Source organism: Arthrobacter sp. TMN-50 (assembly GCF_054511125.1).
Genome location: NZ_JBTNDG010000004.1, coordinates 86,691 through 107,654 on the forward strand (window position 1 = coordinate 86,691; position 20,964 = coordinate 107,654).

Consider the following 20,964-nt stretch of genomic DNA (forward strand, 5'->3'; position numbering starts at 1 on the left):
TGCATGGACAACTCAACTCGGGAGATCATTACTGGGATTGCTGTCCCTGCCGCCGCGATCATCATCTCCACGTGGGTCGCAGTCGGCCTCGCGAAGTCCGAGCGCATCGCCGCCGCGGCCGCCCGATCTGAAGAGCGCAGTGATGGGGCCTTTGTTCGAGCCCTAATTGCTCTCGCGACGCTGAACACCATCAACCTCCGAGCCGAGTCAGTAGCTGAACCGCTCAGGGACCTCCGCGTCGGCCTCACCCTGTTGGAGGCATCTAGTCCGAAACACGACAACGACCTGCTCGCCGAATGGTTTGAGGCCGAGCGCGTCGCCGGCCTCGTCCAGAGTACAGAATCCATGCGGAAGCTCGCCCTAGCGCCGAAAACCCCTAGCAGCGATGCCGATCTTGACGCGATCGTTGCCGCAGGTGCCCCGTTGAACACGTGGGCCCGGGACTTCGCTAACAACCTTCGTTTGTGGCGGCGGAAGGGTGCGACGGAGGCGCAGCTTAAGGAACTCATCGCAAACGCCAAGAGCTTGCACTGACGATGGCTCACCTGACCGGGCAACGCGACAGCTATGACGAATACAACGACGATCTCTTGGCAGCGATATATGACGCCGACAACCCCGATGGCCGCGACCATGACTACTACCGCGCGCTAGCAACAAACCTCAATGCAACTCGAATCACAGACCTCGGATGCGGCACGGGCATCCTTACCGTCACACTTACTGCTCCGGGACGAACGGTCATCGGTATCGACCCAGCAGCTGCCATGCTCGCGCGGGCCTCATCTCGGCCAAAGGGGGCCTCAGTTGAATGGCGACTAGGCACATCGAATCTGATCGATGCCGGAGAAAATGACCTGGCCATCATGACTGGAAACGTCGCCATGCACATCCTTGGCGAGGACTGGCATGCCACCTTGAAGGACATCGCTCGGGGTTTGAAACCAGGAGGAGTGCTGGCCTTCGAAACCCGCAACCCACAAGCACGGGCCTGGACTAAATGGAACGACGCAGGATCCGAGCGAAACACCGTCGTCGGCCGACTCTGGGAAACGACGACGACAACGGCTCCTACCCCCGACGGAGTGGTCACGATGCAATGTCATAACGAGTTCATTGACGCAGGCCACATAGTCGACGTCGAGCAGCGTCTTCAGTTCCGCACGCTCGACCAAATCACGGCGGACTTGAACCATGCGGGTCTAATGGTGGCGAACGTTTGGAGAGACTGGAATGGTGCACCATTCACAGGCTCCGCCACAGAACTAATCATGGTTGTCGAAGCAAACCCACGGACCTAAGCCGCTGAGCATATCGAAGGCACGCAGGACCCAGTACGTGTTGCAGTGGGGATGGGCTTACGGCGCTTCGCTGCCGAGATAGGGAGTGGCATACACTCAGCGGAATGAACGCTTCGACCCTATTGGAAAATCACTACAGCGATGCCATCTCGCTGTGGGAAGTCACAGGGCTCACACGTCCTTGGAATGACCCGATGGCTGATCTTCTACGCGCGATTGGCGGTGAATCGTCCACTGTTCTCAGCCTTTCCATGGATGGTGACCTGGTTGCTACCGCAATGGTGGGACACGATGGTCATCGCGGGTGGGTCTATTACTTAGCGGTCGCCCCGCATAAGCAGGGACACGGTTTGGGTCGGATGATGATGGAGGCTTGTGAGCAGTGGCTGATTGAACGCGGCGCTGTCAAAGTGCAACTCATGATTCGCACCACCAATGAACCGGTGATCAGTTTCTATGAGCAGCTCGGTTACGAGCTTTCGGACGTACAGGTGAGGGCTAAGTGGCTGAACAACGGACAGCGAAGCATCCTCCGCTAAGCCATATCACCTTCGAGCATTACGCCGAGTAGGCCACCGAATCCTGGGACGAGCACGCGTTGTGCGTCGGCAAGGGGCATCCACCAACACGTCCAGGTGATGCACGTCCCTCCGTCCGAAGAATCGGATCCTCCTGCGCTCCAACGCCCAGTCACGTCGGCGCCCGCCATGCTCATGTGAAAGTAGTGCCGGATGGCTAACTCGTCCCGAGCAGGCCTTAGATCGTATTGCTGAGAACCGACGCTTCAGATTAAGCGGCTGCGCGGGGCTGAGGGGCTTTGAAGCTAGGACACTAGTGGTGCCGTTCTCGATGCGGCTACTAGTTCGGCGATTTGCAGGGCGTTCAGCGCCGCGCCTTTGCGGAGATTGTCCCCGCTAATGAACATGGCCAGGCCCCTACCTGTCGGTGCTCCTTCATCAGCTCGAAGCCGCCCAACAAGGGATACATCCAGGCCAGCAGCCTTCAAAGGCGTAGGAACTTCGGTAAGGGTGACGCCTGGTGCCTCGCTTGAGAAGTTCAATCGCGCGACCGACGGACAGCGGACTGGCGAACTCCGCGTTGATGGATAACGAGTGCTCGGTCAGGACGGGGACACGGGTGCAAGTGCCGCTGACCAACAACTCGGGCAGTTCGAAGGTCTTTCGGCTCTCGTGGCATAGCTTCTGTTCCTCACTGGCTTATGGGACTGAGCACTCGGCCACAAGCGCTGCATAACCGGCTCTTCACAATGGAGGGTGTAGTCGGGGTCGGCGCGTCGGTCCGGTGATTGGGGTCGGGATCTCCCGATGATGGAAGTTCTCACACAACCCATCTGGAAGACCCCGACGTGTCTAACGCTACCTTTGTTCGCCCCGACCTGACTACGTTTTGCCGCCTTGACGCGGTTGGTTTGGAAGCCGTTGGCCAGTGTTTGGAGCCCGGTCGGGCGGTGGTCGCGTGTCGGGTGGTCGCGCCCGATGACTGGTGCCGGCGCTGCGGGTGCCAGGGCGTACCTCGGGACACGGTGATCCGCCGACTCGCGCACGAGCCGTTGGGGTGGCGACCGACGACGTTGTTGATCCGGGTCCGGCGGTACCGGTGCGCCGGGTGCGGGCATGTGTGGCGCCAAGACACGACGAAGGCCGCCCAGCCGAGGGCGAAGCTTTCCCGCCGGGGGCTGCGCTGGGCGTTAGAGGGCATCGTGTGTCAGCATCTCACCGTCGCCCGTGTCGCTGAAGGGTCTCGGCGTGTCCTGGAACACCGCGAACGACGCGGTCTTGGCCGAGGGAAGGCGGGTCCTCATTGATGTCCCGGACCGGTTCACGGCGGTGAAGGTCATCGGCGTCGATGAGCACGTCTGGCGGCACACCCGCCGCGGCGACAAATACGTGACGGTGATCATCGATTTGACCCCGATCCGGGACGGTACCGGGCCGGCGCGGCTGCTGGACATGGTCGAAGGGCGCTCGAAGCAGGTGTTCAAGGACTGGCTGGCCGAACGCGACTCATCTTGGCGTCAGGACGTGGAAGTCGTCGCGATGGACGGCTTCACCGGGTTCAAGACCGCCACCAACGAAGAGCTCCCCGAGGCTATCGCGGTGATGGACCCGTTCCATGTGGTCCGTCTGGCCGGCGACGCCCTTGATGGGTGCCGGCGTCGGATCCAGCAGCGTACCCACGGTCACCGTGGCCGCAAGGATGACCCGCTCTACCGTGCACGACGGACCCTGCATACGGGAGCTGATTTGCACACCGATAAGCAAAAAGACCGGCTCACTGATCTGTTCGCGGCCGATGAGCACGTTGAGGTCGAAGCGACCTGGGGAATCTACCAGCGCATGATCGCCGCTTACCGCGAACCAGACCGCGCCAGTGGCAGAGAGCTGATGAGCAAGCTGATCGAATCCGTCAGCCACGGCGTTCCCAGCGTATTGACCGAGGCCATCAGCCTCGGACGGACCCTCAAACGCCGAGCCCCCGACATCCTGGCCTACTTCGACCGCCCCCCGGCACGTCCAACGGACCCACCGAAGCAATCAACGGACGACTCGAACACCTCCGCGGCTCCGCCCTCGGCTTCCGCAACCTCACCAACTATGTCGCCAGATCACTCCTGGAATCCGGCGGATTCAGACCGAAACTACACCCTCCATTGTGAAGAGCCGCTTAACTTCCACCCCGCGCGTTACTTCATCGTCTCGCTGGTGAGGCAGCAAGTGCTAGCCCAGCACCCACGGCGCGATCAACAGCAGCGTGGGAACTCCCAGCAGCAGGCCTGAGAGGCCGAATGCCGTGGTCTGCTGCAAGATCGACAGCGACGGCTGCGGGGCGAGTAGCCGTCGGATTCTGTTGACCGTAGCTCCGGTGTCCTGGTCGTCGGGCGCGCCGGGAGTGAGCGCAACAGCCGCCACCGAATCCTCGGGCGGGCAGACAATATCCGGATCGGGAAGCGACCCTGACGCCACGATCGCTATGGCGCGGGCCAGCACGGGTTCGCTGACCCGTTTCAGCGCTTCGTCGTCGGCGAGCATCTCAATCAGCTCGTTGACGGCGCGCTGCGCCAGTTGGGAGGTGGGTAGCCAAGGTAACGCTGCACGCCACGAGGCAAACGCCCACAGGAGCAGATGATGCCGCTGATTCAGATGAGCCCGCTCATGCACCAGCACCGCGTCGAGTTCGGCGGCTGTCAGCAGGTCGAGCAGCCCGTCGGAGAGGACTGTCACCGAGCGGGCTCCCCCGGGGAGACAGTATGCCACCGGGGTGGGGTGATTGATCACCAGCGTTGCTGGCCGGTTTACCGCCGGTGAGCTGAGCAGGTTCAGCATGTCGCGGTGCCGTTTACGCTGCCCCCGAATCTTGGCATAAGTCAATAGGAGGGTGAAGATCAGGTGCGCGCCCAACAGACCAGCGGCACTCAGGGCAAAAACGTGCACCAGGCCGAGGGTGGCGGCAGGCTGGTTCGCGAACATCAGGTCCCCGAGTCGGCCGAGCGCCTCCACCAGATTGTCCCCAAGAGGGTCAAGGCCCCACACCAACATGGCGCCGATCATGGACAGGCCGCCGGCCAGCGCTATCGCCTGCCACAGGATCATGGCAGTGAACGGAGCCCGGGTGGGCCACTTGGCCCGCGACAATGCAACAGGCGCCGGCCAGGCGAGGACGACGGCGAGCCCAGCCAGAAAATGGGCGGCCCAAAACATCCGCTTAGCTGCCGAGCAGTTTACGCAGAGCCTGTGCCTCGCTGTCGGAAACGCTGCCAATGAACCGCGCCAGCACGGCTTCCCGGTCTGGAGCTGTGACGAGGACTTCGTGCATCAGCTCGGCGGTATGTTCTTCCCGGCTGGTGATCGCCCGATAGCGGTGCGGACGGGTTTCCCGCTCGCGCTCCACGAGCCCCTTTTTCTCCAGCCTGGACAGCACAGTGAGCACCGTCGTCACGGCGAGTTCCTTGCCTGCTGCCTCATCGGTGGCCAACGCCAATAAATCGCGCAATGCGTTGGCCGTCAGAGCCCCGGGGTTACCCCACAGCAGATCCATCACTGTGCGTTCAAGTTCTCCGAGGGTGGCCATGCACGTCCTTCATTCCAAGTGTGGATAACACATCCAAATCTACTCCCTTTTCCGGCAAGGTTCTACATGCGGTAGAACAGGCACCCGGGGCTCGAATGGGTGGTTCGGCGCCCAGGAGTGTTTTACGCTTTTGCCATGACCACGTCAGTGTCGGACTTCTTTCCCTCCGGGACGCCCCTGCAGTGGCGTCCCATCACACCGAACGACATCGGCCAGTGGCATGACCTGCTGCTCCGCATGGCCGATGAGGATAAACCCGACTGGATCGAGGAGCGAGCCGACCTCGAACAAATCCTCGAGTCGTCGAAGACCGATCCAGCGAAAGACACGCTCCTGGGGTTCGATGGGGGCGGCGTCCCCCGAGCCGTTGGTGCAATCCGGCGAAACCCCGGCTCCACCGTGATTCACAGCATGGGCGGGGTGGATCCCGCCTGGCGGGGCAAGGGCATCGGCGCGGCCCTCTACGCGTGGCAGGCGGGCCGGGCCAGCCGTTGTCTTGCCGACGACGACGACGACGCCGACGCCGACGACGGCGGCGCCCCGGCAGGGGTCCTCCGCACCTACGCCGAGGAGAGGGTCCCGTCGCAGCTCGCGCTGATGGAGGCAACCGGGAACACAGTGGTCAGGTACTTCACGGAAATGACCCGGTCCTTGGAGGCCGAGATCCCCGTCGTCGAGATCAACCCGGGCCTGCAGATCGTGACCTTCACCGACCAGCTCTCCGAAGCTGTCCGGCTGGCCCACAATGAGGCGTTCCAGGACCATTGGGGCAGTGAACCACGCGACGAGGAGTCGTGGCGGCACACCGTGACCCACCCCGAGTTCAGGCCCGAGTGGAGCCTGGCCGTGGTGGACGAGGCCACCGGTGAGGTTGCCGCCTACCAGCTGGCCAGCTTCGATTCGGCGTCGCGGGAATTGCTGGGCCACACCGAGGGCTACACCGACCTGCTGGGGGTGCGACGTAACTGGCGGGGCCTCCGCCTCGCCCCGGCCCTCCTGGCCGAGGCGATGCGACGCTTCAAGGCCGACGGGATGGAGCACGCCGGGTTGGGTGTGGATACCGAAAACCCCTCCGGCGCCCTTGGCCTCTACGAACGCCTCGGCTACGAACCCACTCATCGTGTAAGGGTCTACGAATTGCCCATCGAAGGCTGACATCCCATCGATGGTTTACGCCGGGTTGGGTCCGATGGCGTCGACCGACTGGCTCAATGCCACCCCGGACCCGTCCCGGCGCCCATGCTCGGTGGGGAGGGCCCGTGACACGCCGGTCGCCGAAGCCGCCTTCGCCGGGCCATGCCCCGCCCAGGCGAGCAGCAATCCGTCTTCATCCTTGAGGAACCGATGTGCACGGACCCCAGCGGTGGCCCTGCCCTTGACCGGGTACTCGGCGAAGTCGGTCACCTTGACCGACCCGGGCGAGGTTCCCGGCAGTGCGCCACTCGCCGCGGCGATCGTGACGACGACGGCGGCCGCGTCCTCAGCGCCGACCGAACCGAAGTGGATGACCGAGTCGGCTGAGCCAAGCTTGATCCCTGCCATGCCCCCTGCGGTGCGTCCCTGCGGCCTGACCGCCGAAGCAGGGAAACGCAGCAGCTGCGCCTGGGCGGTGATGAAGACCAACTCGTCTTGGTCGCTGGCCATCGCCAGACCCACCACCCTGTCTTTCGGCTTCAGGGAAATAATCTCCCATTCGTCCCGGTTGAGTGGGTACTCGGGCACCACCCGCTTGACGATACCCTGGGCGCTGCCCAGGGCAACCACCGCATCGAGCGGGGCCAACCCCACCAGGGTTTCGCCGGGGCCGAGGGTCATGAACTCCTGCGCCGGCACCCCACCGGCCAGATTCGGGATCCCCGCGGTCGGCGCCAGGGCCGGCATATCCATCACCTGAAGACGCAGCATGCGTCCGGCCGATGTGACAGCCCCCACCTCGGCCCGGGCAGTCGAGCGGATCACCGACCGGAAGACATCATGCTTGACGCGCTGCCCGCCCTCCCCGAATTCCTCCTGGGAGGATGTGCGGGCCAACTGTCCCGACGTCGAGAGGATCACCCAGCAGGGGTCGTCGGCAATTTCCAGGGGCAGCGGCGCAACCTTCCCCCCCGGGGCGACTACCGCTGGCATGACGGTGCCCTTCAGTGGAGCGCTCGACTCGGACGCCAGCAGCACGGTGCGTCGCGGGGTGGCGAACTTCGTCCCCACCTCGGCAAGTTCCTCGGACAGGAGGGCACGCAACCGTTCCTCGGATCCGAGGAGCTCTTCCAGGAGGGCAATCTCCCTGCGCAGCTCGTCCTGCTCCTTTTCCAGCTCGATCCGCGAATACTTGGTCAGCTGACGCAGGCGCAGTTCGAGGATGTAGTTGGCCTGCAGCTCGCTCAGATCGTAAATCGACATCAGCCGTTCCCGGGCCTGCGCCGACTCATCCGAGGAGCGGATGATCTGGATGACCTCATCGATATCCACTATCGCAATCAGGAGGCCCTCGACCAGGTGCAACCGGTCTTTCTTCCGGCCCAGCCGGTAGGCGGTACGCCGGCGGACCACCGAAAGCCGGTGCTTGATGTAGACCTGGAGCAGTTCCACCAGCCCGAGTGTCCGGGGCTGTCCGTCGACGAGGGTCACATTGTTGATCCCGAAGGAATCCTCCATCGGGGTGTACCGGTACAGCTGGGCGAGGACGGCGTTGGGATTGAAGCCATTCTTCAGCTCGATCACCAGGCGCAGCCCATGTCGGCGGTCCGTCAGGTCGACAATGTCCGAGATTCCCTGCAGCTTCTTGGAGGTAACCGCGTCCTTGATCTTCTCGATGACCTTTTCCGGCCCCACAGTGTAGGGAAGTTCGGTCACCACCAGACCGGTGCGCCGGGCCGAGAGCTGTTCGATTCCCACGGTGGCACGGGTCTTGAAGGACCCCCTGCCGGTGGCGTAGGCGTCGCGTACCCCCTCAAGTCCCACAATTTTGCCCCCGCTGGGGAGATCTGGCCCCGGGATGAAGCGCATGAGGTCATCCAGACCGGCGTCGGGGTTGGCGATCAGATGCCTTGCCGCCGCAATCACCTCGCCCAGATTATGGGGGGCCATGTTGGTGGCCATCCCGACGGCGATGCCGGTCGCACCGTTGACCAACAGGTTGGGGAAGGCCGCCGGGAGCACCTCCGGTTGCAGGAGCTGGTTGTCATAGTTGGGGACGAAGTCCACCACGTCTTCGTCAAGGTGGTCGGTCATCGTGAGGGCGGCGGCAGCGAGGCGCGCCTCGGTGTAGCGGGGGGCGGCCGGGCCGTCGTCGAGCGATCCGAAATTGCCGTGCCCATCGATCAAGGGCAGGCGCAGCGAGAAGTCCTGCGCCATGCGGACCATGGCGTCGTAGATTGCTGCATCACCGTGCGGGTGGAGCTTGCCCATCACCTCGCCGACCACACGGGCCGACTTCACATGGCCACGGTCAGGGCGCAACCCCATATCGGTCATCATGTACAGGATGCGCCGCTGAACGGGCTTGAGCCCATCCCGCGCGTCGGGCAGCGCCCGGGAGTAGATCACCGAGTACGCGTACTCCAGGAAGGAGCCTTCCATCTCGGAAGTCACGTCAATGTCGATGATTTTTTCGGTGTAGTCCACCGGGGCTGCTGTGCTTTGGCGCCTGGCCATGATCGGGTGGTCCTCGGGTTGTGGAAGGGGTCTGCTGCCAAGGTAATGACGTGGGCGCCGAACGCCCATTAGGGTGAGTCTATGGCGGCTGGCGGACATTACCCGGAATATTGGGAGGCCGACGTCGTGTTGCGGGACGGCGCAACGGCGCATTTGAGGCCCATTTCACCCGATGATGCTGCGGCGGTGCAGCACTTTCACATGCAGCAATCCGAGAACTCCATCTACCTGAGGTTCTTCACCTACAAGTCGTCGCTGAGCAGCAAAGAACTCAAACGGTTCACCGAGGTGGATCATCAGGACCGGGTGGCATTCGTCGTCACCCGCGGCACCGACATCCTGGGCATCGGCCGGTACGACCGCCTCGACGACCCCACCGAGGCGGAGGTGGCCTTCAACGTCTCCGACGCGCACCAGGGCCGGGGCCTCGGGTCCATCCTGCTCGAACACCTCGCTGCTGCCGCGCGGGAGAACGGCATCAGCCGATTCTCGGCGGAGGTGCTGCCGGAGAACCGCAAGATGATCACTGTGTTCGCCGAGGCCGGCTACGAAGTGCAGCGGCGGTTCGACGACGGCGTGGTGATGCTCCAGTTCAACATTGACCCCACCGAAAAGTCCCGCGCCGTGATGGAATCCCGCGAACACCGCGCCGAGGCACGCAGCGTCGCCGACCTGCTCTCGCCGTCGTCGGTAGCGGTCATCGGGGCCAGCCGTGAGTGGGGGACCGTGGGGTACGCCTTCCTCGAACACATCATCGACGCCGGCTACACCGGCGACGTGTATGCGGTGAACCCCGAAGCCTTTGAGCTGGCAGGCATGATTTCCTTCGCCTCCATCGCCGAGGTGCCCGGGCCGGTGGATCTGGCGGTGATCGCCGTCCCCTACGACCAGGTAGCTGCTGTTGTGGACCAGTGCGGGGCAGCCGGTGTGAAGGGCCTCCTCGTGGCCACCGCCGGGTTCGCCGACGACGGCGCTGACGGGTTGGCGCGCCAACGAACCCTGGTGCACCGGGCGAGGGCCTACGGCATGCGGGTGGTGGGACCGGCATCGCTGGGCCTGGTCAACACGCATCCCGACGTCCGCCTCAATGCGTCGATGGCACCAGCCCTGCCCGCCGCCGGCACCTTGGGCCTGTTCAGCCAGTCTGCAGCCATCGGCGTCCTCCTTTACGCGGCAGCCGGGCGTCGCGGGCTGGGACTCAGCTCCTTTGTATCCGCCGGCAACCGTGCGGACATCTCGGGCAACGACGCCATGCAGTACTGGGAAGACGACCCGTCCACCCGGGCCGTGGGACTGTATCTCGAATCGGTTGGAAACCCGCGCAAGTTTTCCCGGATTGCCCGGAGACTCTCCAAAACCAAACCGGTGATCGTGGCGAAGTCCGATGTGATGGGCCTCCAGTTGCCGCCCGGTCACGCAGTGCGCACCACCCAGGCGCCCGCCGGCGCCCTCGACGCAATGCTCCGGCAGTCCGGGGTGATCCGGGTGGAGACCACTGCCCAGCTCGTTGACATTGCACAGATTCTGGTCAGCCAGCCGCTCCCGGCGGGTCCGGGTCTCGCGGTTTTCAGCAATTCGCTCGCCCTCGGCAAGGTGGTGGCCGACGCCGCAGCAGCCCAGGCGCTTGACGTGCGACGGCTCGTGACCGACCTCGATTTGGACACCGGCCAATCCATCGCCCTGCCCGCCCTGCAGCAGGCGGTCTTGGAGGCGCTCGCTGAGGACGGGGTGCACTCGGCGGTCGTCGCCCTGCTCCCCGCGCCAGGGCTGACCGTCGAAGCCATCGCCAACTGCCTCAGGGGTTGCGCCGAGACCGCTCACAAACCCGTTATCGCATCCTTCGCTGGCATCCTTGACCCCGCCGTGCAATCCGACGGCCTGCTGGCCACCCCCGCCGGACCGCAGGTGGCCCAGGCCGATCAGGAATCACTCCCGAGCCAGCGGGGGTTGCCGTGCTACGCGGGGCCCGGGGCAGCTGTCGCGGCACTGACCGCGGTGGTAACCTATGCCCGCTGGCGCTCCCGGGACAACGGCGGGTTCCATGAACCGTCGGACGTCGACCCGGACGCGGCGGCGGCGGTACTCCGTCAAGCCCTGATCCGGGTCGACGGTGATGGCCTGACCCGACTGGACCCTACCGAAGCCGCCACTCTACTGGGCCACTACGGTGTCGCGCTCCTCCCCGCCATCCGGTTCACCACTGCCGACGAGGCGGTGGCGGCGGCGGACCAGCTCGGCTGGCCGGTGGTCATCAAAACCGTCGACGAACACCTCCGGCACCGACTCGATCTTGGCGGGGTCCGGCTGAACATCGAGGACGCCGACTCGCTCCGGCAGAACATCGCCCAGATGGAGAAAGTGCTGGCACCCTTCGGAGTCAGTGGCATGGAAGTACAGTCCATGGCGCCCTCCGGCCAGGCCTGTACGCTCCGTGCGATCGAGGATCCGTTGCTGGGGCCGGTGCTCTCCTTCGGACTGGCGGGCGACGCCGTCGACCTCCTCGACGACTGGGCCCACAGCATCCCGCCGCTGTCGACCGTGGATATCTCGGACCTGGTCAGGGCCCCCCGCGCCTCACGGAAGTTATTTGGGTATCACGGACTGCCCGCCACCGACATCGCGGCGCTCGAAAACCTGATCGGCAGGGTGGCCGTGCTCAAGGACAGGCACCCGGAAATTGCCCTGCTCGAATTCAATCCGGTGCTGGTCTCGGCGTCTGGACTGGTTATCCTCAGCACGGACATCCTGGTGGGCAACCCGCAGCGGCGCACCGACAGTGCCCGCCGCGCTATGCGGGATTGATCGCTGAGCGGTTGACGGCGCAATGTCGGCGGCGCGCCCCGCTGGTCTCTGGGTTAGGCAGCGGGTGCCCGGGTGGGGGAAACTGGAGGTATGACATCGCTTTCCGCTGAACGCCGCAGCCTCGACGCCTCGCTGGAACGGGCGGGTTTTTACCCGCGACTGGTCGCAGATACGGTGCACGACGCCCTCGACGGCCGGGAACCGCTCTCCCACGTGGTGCACCTCGAAACGCACTTCGAACGCAATGAGGTGCACCGTCATATCACGGTCCTGGTTCTCACCGAGGACATGCTGGTGATCACCCACGTTGACGACCAGCAGTTGGACGAGGACGGGCAGCAGATGATGGCTCAGGTTTCCACCGAATCGGTGCCGGTCAGCCAGATCCGCTCGGTGGTGCTCAGTTACCTGTACGCCCAGCCACAGGATTACAAGCCGTCCGACCAGGCACGCGAGCTCACCCTTGCCATCGCCTGGTCCGGCGGTCAGCGGCTCGATATGGGTCCCGCCGGGTGCAGCGACCCACAGTGCGACGCCGATCACGGGTACACCGGCACCGTCTCCCAGGAGGACATTGTGCTGCGAGTCAGCGCGGAAGCCGACGGCATGCAGGCAGTCCAGAACGCGAAGTCCTTCGCCCGGGCCCTCCGGAAGGTCAACACAGCCAACCCGGTGACCCCGTCCGCCGCCAGCACTGTCCCCCCGGCGCCCCGTAGGCAGCCCGGACTTGGCGCCCGCTTCAGCCGCACCCACCACGAGGGCTAACCGCTGGTGGAACACGACAACGGACACCGGGACGCCCTCCCGGCGGCACCCGCCTATGGCCGCAGCACCGTCGCGGAGGTCTTCACCAGCGCGGCAGCCGCCCTGGGGCTCAACTCGTCGTCGGGACCCTTCAGCAACGCGCTGGGTCTCCCTGCAGCATCACGGGTCTGCGTGGTAGTGGTCGACGGGCTTGGCCTGACCCTGCTGAAGAAGCGCGGGGGACACGCCCCGTTCCTGCGCCAGCATCTGGAAAGTTCGCGAACCATCGGTTCTGCATTTCCCTCAACTACTGCCGCGTCTTTGGGGAGCCTGGGGACCGGGCTGCCGCCGGGCATGCACGGGCTGGTGGGCTACGACGTTCTGGACCCCGACCAGAACAAGGTGGTCAATATGTTGGGCGGCTGGGACGCAGGGGTGGACCCGCTGCGGTGGCAACCGTACCCTTCGGTTTTCGAACAGGCTGCAAGCCAGCTTCCAGTGGTCAGTGTGTCCCTGCCCAAGTTCGCCGATTCGGCAATGACCAGGGCAGCGCTCAGGGGCGGCAGCTATGTCGCCGCGGGCACCCTTCAGGCCCGGATCCGCGCCGCCCATGAGCAACTCGCCGCAGCCGACCGGTCTCTGGTGTACCTCTATCTGAACGAATTGGACAAGGCCGGACACCGGTACGGCTGCGGCTCGGCCGAGTGGGGCAATCAGCTGGAGGACGTCGATGCGGCCGTCAAGACGCTGGCCGCCCGCGTGCCCTCCGACACACTGCTGCTGCTCACCGCCGACCACGGGATGGTCGACGTCGACGCGTCGCACCGCTACGATTTCTCCACCGAACCGGCGCTGATTGACGGGGTGGCGCACACAGCCGGCGAGCCGCGAATGCTGCATCTGTACCTCGAGCCTGACCTGTCGATCCAGGGTCGTGAACGGCTCCTCAAAGCCTGGCGGGACGCCTACGGCCAGTTCGCCTGGATCTTCACCCGCGATCAGGCGGTCGCCGCCGGCCTGTTTGGCCAGGTCGACCAGCGGGTGCGGCCCCGGATCGGAGACCTGATGGTCGCGGCACGGGAACCCATCGCGTTCTACGACCGGCGCCGCACCTCCGCGTCGGCGATGGAGGTGGTCGGCCAGCACGGCTCGCTCACCCGCGCCGAACGGGACGTGCCGCTCCTGACACTGAACCGTCCCGGCGGGAAGGGCTCCCGTGGCTGAACTGATTTTCTTCTCCGGGACCATGGACTGCGGCAAATCAACGCTCGCCCTGCAAATGGACCACAACCACCGCGCCCGAGGTCGAGCCGGGCTGCTCTTCAGCTCCCATGACCGCGCGGGGGAGGCGATGATCTCCAGCCGGCTCGGCTTGCAGACCGGCGCCGTCGAAGTCACCGACCTGACCGACTTCTGGGCTGAGATTGTCAGGCGGCGTACCGGCGCCGAAAGGGTGGACTACCTGATCTGCGACGAGGCTCAGTTCTACACGGGCGAGCACATTGACCAGTTGGCCCGCATCGTCGACGAGATGGATGTCGACGTCTTCGCATTCGGGATCACCTCAGATTTCAGGACCAGGCTGTTCCCGGGGTCGCAGCGGCTGATCGAACTCGCTGACCGGGTCCAGGTCCTCCAGGTGGAGGCGCTCTGCTGGTGCGGCCGACGGGCCACCCACAATGCGCGGACCGTCGACGGTGTGATGGTGGTTGAGGGTGATCAGGTGGTGATGGGAGACGTCGAGCTGCTGATAGCGCCACGGGATCCCCTGCAACCCGAGTTACCCATCGTCGGGGAAGCGGCCGATGCCCCGCATTCCCCGGTCACCGGGTACGAGACGCTATGCCGGCGCCATCACACCCGGCGGGTGACACTCAGGACCGCGACAGCAATGAAAAGCCAAGAGGTCCTGCTACCGTTTTCCCGCTAACTTGGTTGCCCGATCGGCCTGAAAAACTAGTCGCTCTTGGTGCCGAAAACGATTTCATCCCAGCTGGGTACACTCGATCGCTTCGGGCGGATCTTTCGGTCGGCCGGTTCTTCGGCCGGCTTTGGTGAGGCGTCGGTGGCGGCAGGACGAACCTGAGCCGATCCCCGGTCCTGCGGCGTTTTTTCCTGACTGGCGGCCAGTTGAGCTGGCGGGGTGGGTCGGGCGAAGATGCTGATTTCCCGCGTTTCGGTGCTCACCGAGTCAAACAACCGCGGTGACCCGTCGCTGTACGCAGATCCGTCATTGTACGCAGATCCGTCATTGTACGCAGAGCCGTCCCGGTAGGTCGCCTTGCTGTCCATGCCGGACCCGACGTCGTCGGCAACTGATGGAGCGAGGCTCAGGCCTGCGAACCTGTGCGGCTCGGCGTCGTCATCAATAGATGAGTCTGGGGTGTCAGTTTCATCGCCCTCCGGGGGGCGGGGATGGGCGGCAGGGATGCTGCCCTTGGCCAGCAGATGAGCCAGGGCGTCGTCGCCGTCCTCGTCCACCCCGAGCCGTTGACCGCGCCGTGACCGGAGCACATCGAGAAGGTTGTCGGAGGCCTCCTCCTCGGGAGCTGCCTCCGGAGTTTTCTGGGCTTCGAAGTCGAACACGTGATCGGCGACGGCGCTGAGTTTCCGCGAGGGCAGTGGGCCGTCCAGCGGCTCCAGCTCGCTGAGCAACTGGGCCCACCGGTTGGTGTTGAGGACCGTTTTCCGGCTCGGGTTGAAAGTCCACTGGGCCGGTGGTTCCTCGCCCACAGTGACCCGGGTGTCTGCTGCCAGGTCAAACCGTGCAACGACGTTCCAGAGTCCATCGGGTCGACGCCAGGCGTCCCACTCCACCGCGTTGGAATCCACACCGTAGGCCTGCAGCCGGTAAGCGACCATGTCGCCGAGGTGTGCGGGATTTTCGCCGAAAGCCGAGCGGTAACCGTCATGGGACGGGAGGGGTGAGGATACTTCCACCCGCTGCGCCAGGATGGCCATGTAATCACGTTCGGCGCGCACAGGGCTCTCGTAGCGGAGCACCTGGGCAAGATCCTGTCCCGACTCGTTGACGATGTCCTGGGCTGTCGCGCCGCTGCGAATCCGGGACTGGATATCGCGGGGGGAGAGTGGAACGACGGGTTTACCAACCGGTGGGGGCGGGGTACTGATTTTTTGGTGTTCCATGGGACGGGAAACCGCCATGCGCAGCGCCTCGTTGATCGGCAGACTGAAACTGAAGCCGTCCTCGCCGTTCAGGAGCAGATGTCCACCATCCTCGTGAACACCCACCAGCCGTAGTTCCTGCATGAAAATCCTCCGAGCCGACATTGCTTCCTTACCCTGAAACTCTGCCACCTGTTCGCCGACATGCCTACTACACCAATGGTGTGGCGCGGAACTTTCGGCGCCGATTGGGTTGAAAGTGGATTGTTCGGCAACAATCTGTTGCAGACGGGCACAAAAAGCCGCCTGCCAGCGTTGGACTCGACGGCGGGCAGCCCAGAGTCCAGCAACCTCAGAACACCGGAGAGTGAACACCTAGCTATGGCGACTGATTACGACACGCCACGAACCCCCCACGACGACGCTGGCGAGGACTCGATCGATGAATTGAAGGCGCATCGTGCTGACTACCAGTCACCGGTGGTTGACGAGGACGAACTTGAGGCCGCCGATTCTTTCGAACTCCCCGGAGCTGATCTCTCCGCTGAGGAAGTCCAGGTGCGGATCGTCCCGGCGCAGGCCGACGAATTTACCTGTGCCTCCTGCTTCTTGGTGCGCCACCGCTCGCAGATCGCCAGGCACGCCGGCGACCTCGCGTATTGCAGCGACTGCGAGAGCTGACCGACTTACTGGTCAGCTCTTGAGGGCTGCCAACAGTTCGTCAGGACGCCGGGTAGATGCCAACCAGTAAGGCGTGGGGTCGTCTGGGTCGGTAATCGCCACCCGCACCACCGGGGAGATCCAGCCGCGGATGCATAGGTAGGCGGTCGCATTGAGCAGCGGACCTCGCTGCGCGGTGGCGTCGTCGCCCAGATATGCTGACGCCTCACCCAGAAAGCGACGTTCGATAGTGGCCCGTCCCACCGTGAGATGGGTTGCCGACACGACGATCCGTGGGGTGGAGAGCACCAGCATCGTGGCCAGGACGATGGCGATAACGGTAGCCGCAATAAATCCAGTGGTCAGATTGATCGGGGCAAACGTGACCACCGACGCCCCGGCCGCGCCAGCGGCCACCAGCCAGATCCAGGGTGCCGGCCACAGCCTCTCCTCGTAATGTACCGTGCCGACCGGTGATCCTGACGTGGGTGTTGACATACCCCAACCATCCCAGATTTCCTGGCCTACTTCATCCCCGCGCCGCAACACGTGGCGCCCGGCTGTCGCTCAGGTTTTCGCGCTACAGTGAAGGCCTAACCCGAATCATCGAGGCAGCTGGAGTATGAACGTGCTGGACCCACAGCGGAGACTTCCCGTGCAGATCACACTGCTCGACGGCGACATCCCACCACCTGAGTACGCGCAGCCAGGCGACGCCGGGGCCGATCTCCGGACCCGCATCGACTTTCGGCTGGCACCCGGGGAGCGTGCGCTGGTACCTACCGGAGTAGCCATCGCCTTGCCTGACGGCTACGTCGGATTGATCCATCCGCGGTCGGGTCTGGCAACGAAGCACGGGGTGACTGTGGTGAACGCTCCAGGCACGATCGACGCTGGATATCGTGGCGAAATTGCAGTCACGCTGCTCAACACCGACCAGACCGAATCCCTGACTTTCCACCGAGGGGACCGGATTGCCCAACTTCTCATCCAGCGGGTGGAACACGCGGACTTCACCGTGGTGGAAGAGCTCCCAGAATCGGTCCGCGGTAGCGCGGGGTTCGGTTCCACCGGCGGCTACAGCGTGAACGCTGCAGCCCAGCCAACCCACGCATAACCTCAAGGATAAATAGATTGGAGCCCCTGACAGGGGGTCCCACACACCCAAGGAAAGGAACCCAATCATGGTTTTTGGGCGCCTGAAGAAGAAGCAGCCAACCCTCCCGGCGGAAGACACGACACCCGCTGATGCGCCGGTCGAGGTATCTGAAGCAAGTTCCGCTGAGGCGGCCGCGTCGCCAGAATCGGTTGAACCAGTTGTGCCTGCCGAGTCAGCTACTGCAGCCAGCGACGCCGTCGCTCCAGCCAACGGTTCTGCCGCGTCAGCCGAACCGGTCGAACCGGCAGACGCGGCAGAACCGGCCAACCCTGCCGAACCGGTGGCGGGTGTCGTCGTCTCCCGCAGTAACGGCCCGTTCGACCTTTCCGAGAAGGCTTCGGAGGCTGGCTACATTGACCTCGGGGCGCTGCGCATCGGTGCCGCCGAAGGTCTTCAGCTGCGCCTCGAGGTGGAGGAAAAAACCAAGCGGGTCATCGCCGTCACCCTGGACCTCAATGGGTCGAATCTGCAGTTGCAGGCCTTTGCCGCGCCTCGGACTGACGGACTCTGGGATGAAATTCGTTCCCAGATTGGCGTCTCGGTCGGGTCGCAGGGCGGCACGGTCCAGGACCGGGTTGGTGCATTTGGCACCGAGCTGGTCGCCAAGCTGCCGGCCCAGACGCCCGAGGGCCAGCCGGGCTACCGGGTGGCCCGCTTCGTCGGAGTGGACGGTCCACGCTGGTTCCTCCGCGGCGTGATCGGCGGACCAGCAGCCATCAACCGTGAAGCGGCCGCACCGATCGAGGAGCTGTTTCGCAATGTGGTGGTGGTCAGGGGAGATCACCCACTTCCACCACGTGAACTGCTCCAGTTGCGCCTGCCGAAGGAGACGGCGACGGCACCCCAGGCCGAGCCCACGCAGCAGACACCAGATCTCACTGATCCGCTGAAGCGCGGACCCGAGATCACCCACATTGGCTGACCGACCGTGGCCGGATGGCCTGAGCGCACGGCGCCGTCCGGCGACCGTCGCGGACCTCCCCGCCCGGGGGCGTGCCCGTGCGCGGGGATTCATCTCACGAATCACCATCATGCCGCACGGCTCGGCACCGCAGTTCGCTGCGGTGGTTTCGGATGACGACCCGCCAGCAGTGACCGGGGCCGATCGTCGGGACAACCGGGCACGCCGTCAATCGGCCCAGGTGCGCCTGGTCTGGATTGGGCAGCGGCGGGTCCCCGGGATAGACGCGGGAACCCAGATAGCGTTTGAAGGAATGGTCAGCCCCGTCGACGGGATGCCCACGATCTACAATCCGCGTTACGAAATTATTGGCCGTCCGGAGGCACAGCAGTGAGCACACCCCAACCACCCAACTCCCCGCCCGGGGACGATCCAGCACGCCGCCAGGCGCCCACAGCGGCCGAGCTCGCCGAACAGTACGCAGCCAAGTCGGGGATGCAGCGCGCCGAGAACGGCCAGATCGATGTGCTCCAATCAATTGGCGGTGTTCGTGGCCTGGCGGAAAGCATCCTGCCGGGACTGATCTTCACGGTCATTTTCACCATCAACCAGGACCTGCGGACTGCCCTGATCGCCGCCATCGCGGTAGCAGCGCTCTTCTCGATCATTCGACTGGTATCGCGGAGCCCCCTCACCCAGGCACTCTCAGGACTGATCGGCGTCGCTATCTGCGCCTTCGTGGCCGGCCGAACCGGCAACGCGGAGGACTTCTTCGTCCCCGGGTTTTTCACCAACGGCGCCTATATCATCGTGATGGTGATTTCCATTGCGGCCCGCTGGCCAATCGCTGGGCTGCTGTTTGGATTCATTAGGGGTGAGGGCGTCGATTGGCGTAAGGACCCACTGCGGGTCAAGGCCTACATCATTGCTACCTGGATTATCATCACCGTCCTCGGCCTGCGGCTCGCGGTGCAGATGCCGCTGTACTTCGCCGAAAACTTTGTGGCGCTGGGCACCACGAGGCTGATCATGGGCCTCCCGCTCTACGCATTAGGGCTTTGGCTTGCCTGGCTGGTGTCGCGTCCGGCGGCAAAACCGACCAATTCCGAGTCGCAGGAACCCGGGGTTCAGGGAGGACGTTAGGGCAGGCCCGGCGCGTTAATCGGCGCGCCCTCGTCCGGGACGTCAGTCTCACCGGGCACTGCGAGGAGGACGCTGCGCAGCGCATCCTCAGCGGCGATCGCGGCAATCAGGAACAGTTCGTCACCGGGTTCGACGACGTCGTCAGGGCTTGGCGTAATCGATGCGTCATCGCGCAGGATCGCGACCACGGTGCAGTCCTCCGGCAGGATCAATGAGCCAAGGGTCCGGCCCACGATCGGAGACTCCTGGGGGACCGTGAACTCCACAATTGAGGTGACGCCGCTCTGCAGGGTGAGCAGCCGCACCAGGTCGCCGATCTCCACGGCCTCTTCCACCAGGGCAGTCATCAGGCGGGGCGTGTTAACGGCGACGTCGACGCCCCACGAGTCGTCAAACATCCAGTCGTTCTTCGGGTTGTTGACCCGGCCGACGGTCCGCCCCACCCCGAACTCACTTTTGGCAAGCAGGGACACCACCAGGTTCACCTTGTCATCGCCGGTGGCGGACACCACCACGTCGGCTTCATCCAGCCGGGCATCCTTGAGGGTGGTCAACTCGCAGGCGTCGCCGATGAGCCACTTGGCGCCTTTGAGACCGCTGCGGCCAATCACCTCGGGTTTCTCGTCAATCAGAAGGATCTCGTGGTTATTGGACAGCAACTCCTTGGCGATCGATGAGCCAACGCTCCCAGCACCCGCAATAACTACTCTCACTCGGATTCCTCCACAGGTTTTTTGGTCAGAATGCGCCCAATGTCGTCGGTGGCGTCGGTCTTCATCATGGCGTGCACGATGTCACCCTCCTGGTAGCTGGTCTCCGAGGTGGGCAGCATACCTTCACCGAACCGGGTGAGGTAGGCAATGCGGATACCCGAGGCCGCCTCAATGTCAGCCAGGGACCGGCCGAGCCAACCATCGTGGAGGGCTAGTTCACCGAGGATCAGGCGCCCCGAAGTCTCCCTGAAGTCCCCGTTGATGCTCTGCTCCGGGAGGATCCGGCGCAGCACCTGATCGGCGCTCCAGCGGACTGCTGCAACCGTGGGGATCCCGAGCCGCTGGTAGATTTCGGCGCGGCCGGGATCATAAATCCGTGCCACCACGTGCGGCACATGAAACGTTTCCCGGGCTACCCGGGTGGCGAGAATGTTCGAGTTATCGCCACTGGACACCGCGGCGAAGGCATACGCGTTCTCAATGTCGGCGTTCTTCAGGGTGTCCCGGTCAAAGCCGACGCCGGTTACCTTCCGGCCGCCAAAGGACCCCCTCAGCCGGCGGAAGGCACGGTCATCCTGATCGATGATGGCCACGGTGTGCCCTGACTCATCCAACGTGTGGGCAAGGCTGACGCCCACCCTGCCACACCCCATGATCACAAAATGCGCCACCCGT

General features: G+C 64.3%; 20 protein-coding genes and 2 pseudogenes. 14 read left to right on the forward strand and 8 right to left on the reverse strand.

Going from position 1 to position 20,964, the window contains the following annotated elements:
* Positions 1 to 3: 3 nt before the first annotated feature.
* From ACX80A_RS07805 to ACX80A_RS07815, 3 genes are all read left to right on the forward strand, one after another.
* Positions 4 to 534, forward strand: a complete 531-nt coding sequence (locus ACX80A_RS07805; RefSeq protein WP_459259131.1) for a hypothetical protein — start codon at positions 4 to 6, stop codon at positions 532 to 534.
* A gap of 2 nt (positions 535 to 536) precedes the next feature.
* On the forward strand, positions 537 to 1,301 hold the full coding sequence (locus ACX80A_RS07810) for a class I SAM-dependent methyltransferase (protein ID WP_459259132.1): 765 nt from the start codon (positions 537 to 539) through the stop codon (positions 1,299 to 1,301).
* A 104-nt stretch (positions 1,302 to 1,405) separates the two neighbouring features.
* A complete protein-coding gene (locus tag ACX80A_RS07815; RefSeq protein ID WP_459259133.1) occupies positions 1,406 to 1,840 on the forward strand; it encodes a GNAT family acetyltransferase in 435 nt (144 codons plus the stop codon).
* Positions 1,841 to 2,124: 284 nt separating this feature from the next.
* Here ACX80A_RS07815 and ACX80A_RS07820 read toward each other — a convergent pair.
* Positions 2,125 to 2,512: pseudogene (locus ACX80A_RS07820) on the reverse strand (Asd/ArgC dimerization domain-containing protein); the annotation flags it as partial.
* A gap of 155 nt (positions 2,513 to 2,667) precedes the next feature.
* Here ACX80A_RS07820 and ACX80A_RS07825 point away from each other — a divergent pair.
* Positions 2,668 to 3,978, forward strand: a pseudogene (locus ACX80A_RS07825) (ISL3 family transposase).
* Between the two features lie 61 nt (positions 3,979 to 4,039).
* Here ACX80A_RS07825 and ACX80A_RS07830 read toward each other — a convergent pair.
* Together ACX80A_RS07830 and ACX80A_RS07835 are read right to left on the reverse strand one after the other, a co-directional pair.
* Positions 4,040 to 5,020: a M56 family metallopeptidase gene (locus tag ACX80A_RS07830; protein ID WP_459259134.1), complete on the reverse strand. Its 981-nt coding sequence runs from the start codon at positions 5,018 to 5,020 to the stop codon at positions 4,040 to 4,042.
* Between the two features lie 4 nt (positions 5,021 to 5,024).
* Positions 5,025 to 5,390: a BlaI/MecI/CopY family transcriptional regulator gene (locus ACX80A_RS07835; protein WP_459259135.1), complete on the reverse strand. Its 366-nt coding sequence runs from the start codon at positions 5,388 to 5,390 to the stop codon at positions 5,025 to 5,027.
* A gap of 135 nt (positions 5,391 to 5,525) precedes the next feature.
* On the opposite strand from ACX80A_RS07835, the gene ACX80A_RS07840 reads away from it, so the two are divergent.
* A complete protein-coding gene (locus ACX80A_RS07840) occupies positions 5,526 to 6,545 on the forward strand; it encodes a GNAT family N-acetyltransferase (protein ID WP_459259136.1) in 1,020 nt (339 codons plus the stop codon).
* A 15-nt stretch (positions 6,546 to 6,560) separates the two neighbouring features.
* Here the strand turns inward: ACX80A_RS07840 and ACX80A_RS07845 are convergent, their stop codons facing one another.
* Positions 6,561 to 9,041 carry a DNA gyrase/topoisomerase IV subunit A gene (locus ACX80A_RS07845; RefSeq protein WP_459259223.1) on the reverse strand — a complete coding sequence of 827 codons (2,481 nt, stop codon included), beginning with the start codon at positions 9,039 to 9,041 and terminating at the stop codon, positions 6,561 to 6,563.
* Between the two features lie 81 nt (positions 9,042 to 9,122).
* Between ACX80A_RS07845 and ACX80A_RS07850 the strand changes: the two genes are divergently transcribed.
* From ACX80A_RS07850 to ACX80A_RS07865, 4 genes are all read left to right on the forward strand, one after another.
* Positions 9,123 to 11,843: a bifunctional acetate--CoA ligase family protein/GNAT family N-acetyltransferase gene (locus ACX80A_RS07850; RefSeq protein ID WP_459259138.1), complete on the forward strand. Its 2,721-nt coding sequence runs from the start codon at positions 9,123 to 9,125 to the stop codon at positions 11,841 to 11,843.
* A gap of 90 nt (positions 11,844 to 11,933) precedes the next feature.
* Positions 11,934 to 12,608, forward strand: a complete 675-nt coding sequence (locus ACX80A_RS07855) for a DUF5998 family protein (protein WP_459259139.1) — start codon at positions 11,934 to 11,936, stop codon at positions 12,606 to 12,608.
* A 6-nt stretch (positions 12,609 to 12,614) separates the two neighbouring features.
* Positions 12,615 to 13,811: an alkaline phosphatase family protein gene (locus ACX80A_RS07860; protein WP_459259141.1), complete on the forward strand. Its 1,197-nt coding sequence runs from the start codon at positions 12,615 to 12,617 to the stop codon at positions 13,809 to 13,811.
* Positions 13,804 to 14,517 carry a thymidine kinase gene (locus ACX80A_RS07865; RefSeq protein ID WP_459259142.1) on the forward strand — a complete coding sequence of 238 codons (714 nt, stop codon included), beginning with the start codon at positions 13,804 to 13,806 and terminating at the stop codon, positions 14,515 to 14,517. The genes ACX80A_RS07860 and ACX80A_RS07865 overlap by 8 nt, the downstream gene beginning before the upstream one ends.
* 26 nt (positions 14,518 to 14,543) lie before the next feature.
* On the opposite strand, the gene sepH is transcribed toward ACX80A_RS07865, so the two are convergent.
* Positions 14,544 to 15,857: a septation protein SepH gene (sepH, locus tag ACX80A_RS07870; protein WP_459259143.1), complete on the reverse strand. Its 1,314-nt coding sequence runs from the start codon at positions 15,855 to 15,857 to the stop codon at positions 14,544 to 14,546.
* A gap of 237 nt (positions 15,858 to 16,094) precedes the next feature.
* Here sepH and ACX80A_RS07875 point away from each other — a divergent pair, with 237 nt between their 5' ends.
* Positions 16,095 to 16,394 (forward strand): DUF4193 domain-containing protein, encoded by a 300-nt coding sequence (locus ACX80A_RS07875; protein WP_459259224.1) that lies wholly within the window; start codon positions 16,095 to 16,097, stop codon positions 16,392 to 16,394.
* A 12-nt stretch (positions 16,395 to 16,406) separates the two neighbouring features.
* Here the strand turns inward: ACX80A_RS07875 and ACX80A_RS07880 are convergent, their stop codons facing one another.
* Entirely contained in the window at positions 16,407 to 16,871 is a 465-nt protein-coding gene (locus tag ACX80A_RS07880) for a DUF3093 domain-containing protein (RefSeq protein WP_459259145.1), read from the reverse strand.
* A 124-nt stretch (positions 16,872 to 16,995) separates the two neighbouring features.
* Here ACX80A_RS07880 and dut point away from each other — a divergent pair, with 124 nt between their 5' ends.
* From dut to ACX80A_RS07900, 4 genes are all read left to right on the forward strand, one after another.
* The gene (gene dut, locus ACX80A_RS07885) at positions 16,996 to 17,490 is read left to right on the forward strand and encodes a dUTP diphosphatase (RefSeq protein ID WP_459259146.1); all 495 of its coding nucleotides are present in this window, start codon (positions 16,996 to 16,998) and stop codon (positions 17,488 to 17,490) included.
* 67 nt (positions 17,491 to 17,557) lie between these two features.
* Positions 17,558 to 18,454: a DUF3710 domain-containing protein gene (locus ACX80A_RS07890; RefSeq protein ID WP_459259147.1), complete on the forward strand. Its 897-nt coding sequence runs from the start codon at positions 17,558 to 17,560 to the stop codon at positions 18,452 to 18,454.
* On the forward strand, positions 18,447 to 18,827 hold the full coding sequence (locus ACX80A_RS07895) for a single stranded DNA-binding domain-containing protein (RefSeq protein WP_459259148.1): 381 nt from the start codon (positions 18,447 to 18,449) through the stop codon (positions 18,825 to 18,827). Before ACX80A_RS07890 ends, ACX80A_RS07895 begins: the two co-directional genes overlap by 8 nt.
* Positions 18,824 to 19,576 carry a DUF3159 domain-containing protein gene (locus ACX80A_RS07900; RefSeq protein WP_459259150.1) on the forward strand — a complete coding sequence of 251 codons (753 nt, stop codon included), beginning with the start codon at positions 18,824 to 18,826 and terminating at the stop codon, positions 19,574 to 19,576. Before ACX80A_RS07895 ends, ACX80A_RS07900 begins: the two co-directional genes overlap by 4 nt.
* On the opposite strand, the gene ACX80A_RS07905 is transcribed toward ACX80A_RS07900, so the two are convergent.
* The gene (locus ACX80A_RS07905; RefSeq protein ID WP_459259151.1) at positions 19,573 to 20,289 is read right to left on the reverse strand and encodes a potassium channel family protein; all 717 of its coding nucleotides are present in this window, start codon (positions 20,287 to 20,289) and stop codon (positions 19,573 to 19,575) included. The genes ACX80A_RS07900 and ACX80A_RS07905 overlap by 4 nt on opposite strands.
* Positions 20,286 to 20,960: a potassium channel family protein gene (locus ACX80A_RS07910; protein WP_459259225.1), complete on the reverse strand. Its 675-nt coding sequence runs from the start codon at positions 20,958 to 20,960 to the stop codon at positions 20,286 to 20,288. The genes ACX80A_RS07905 and ACX80A_RS07910 overlap by 4 nt, the downstream gene beginning before the upstream one ends.
* Positions 20,961 to 20,964: the final 4 nt, after the last annotated feature.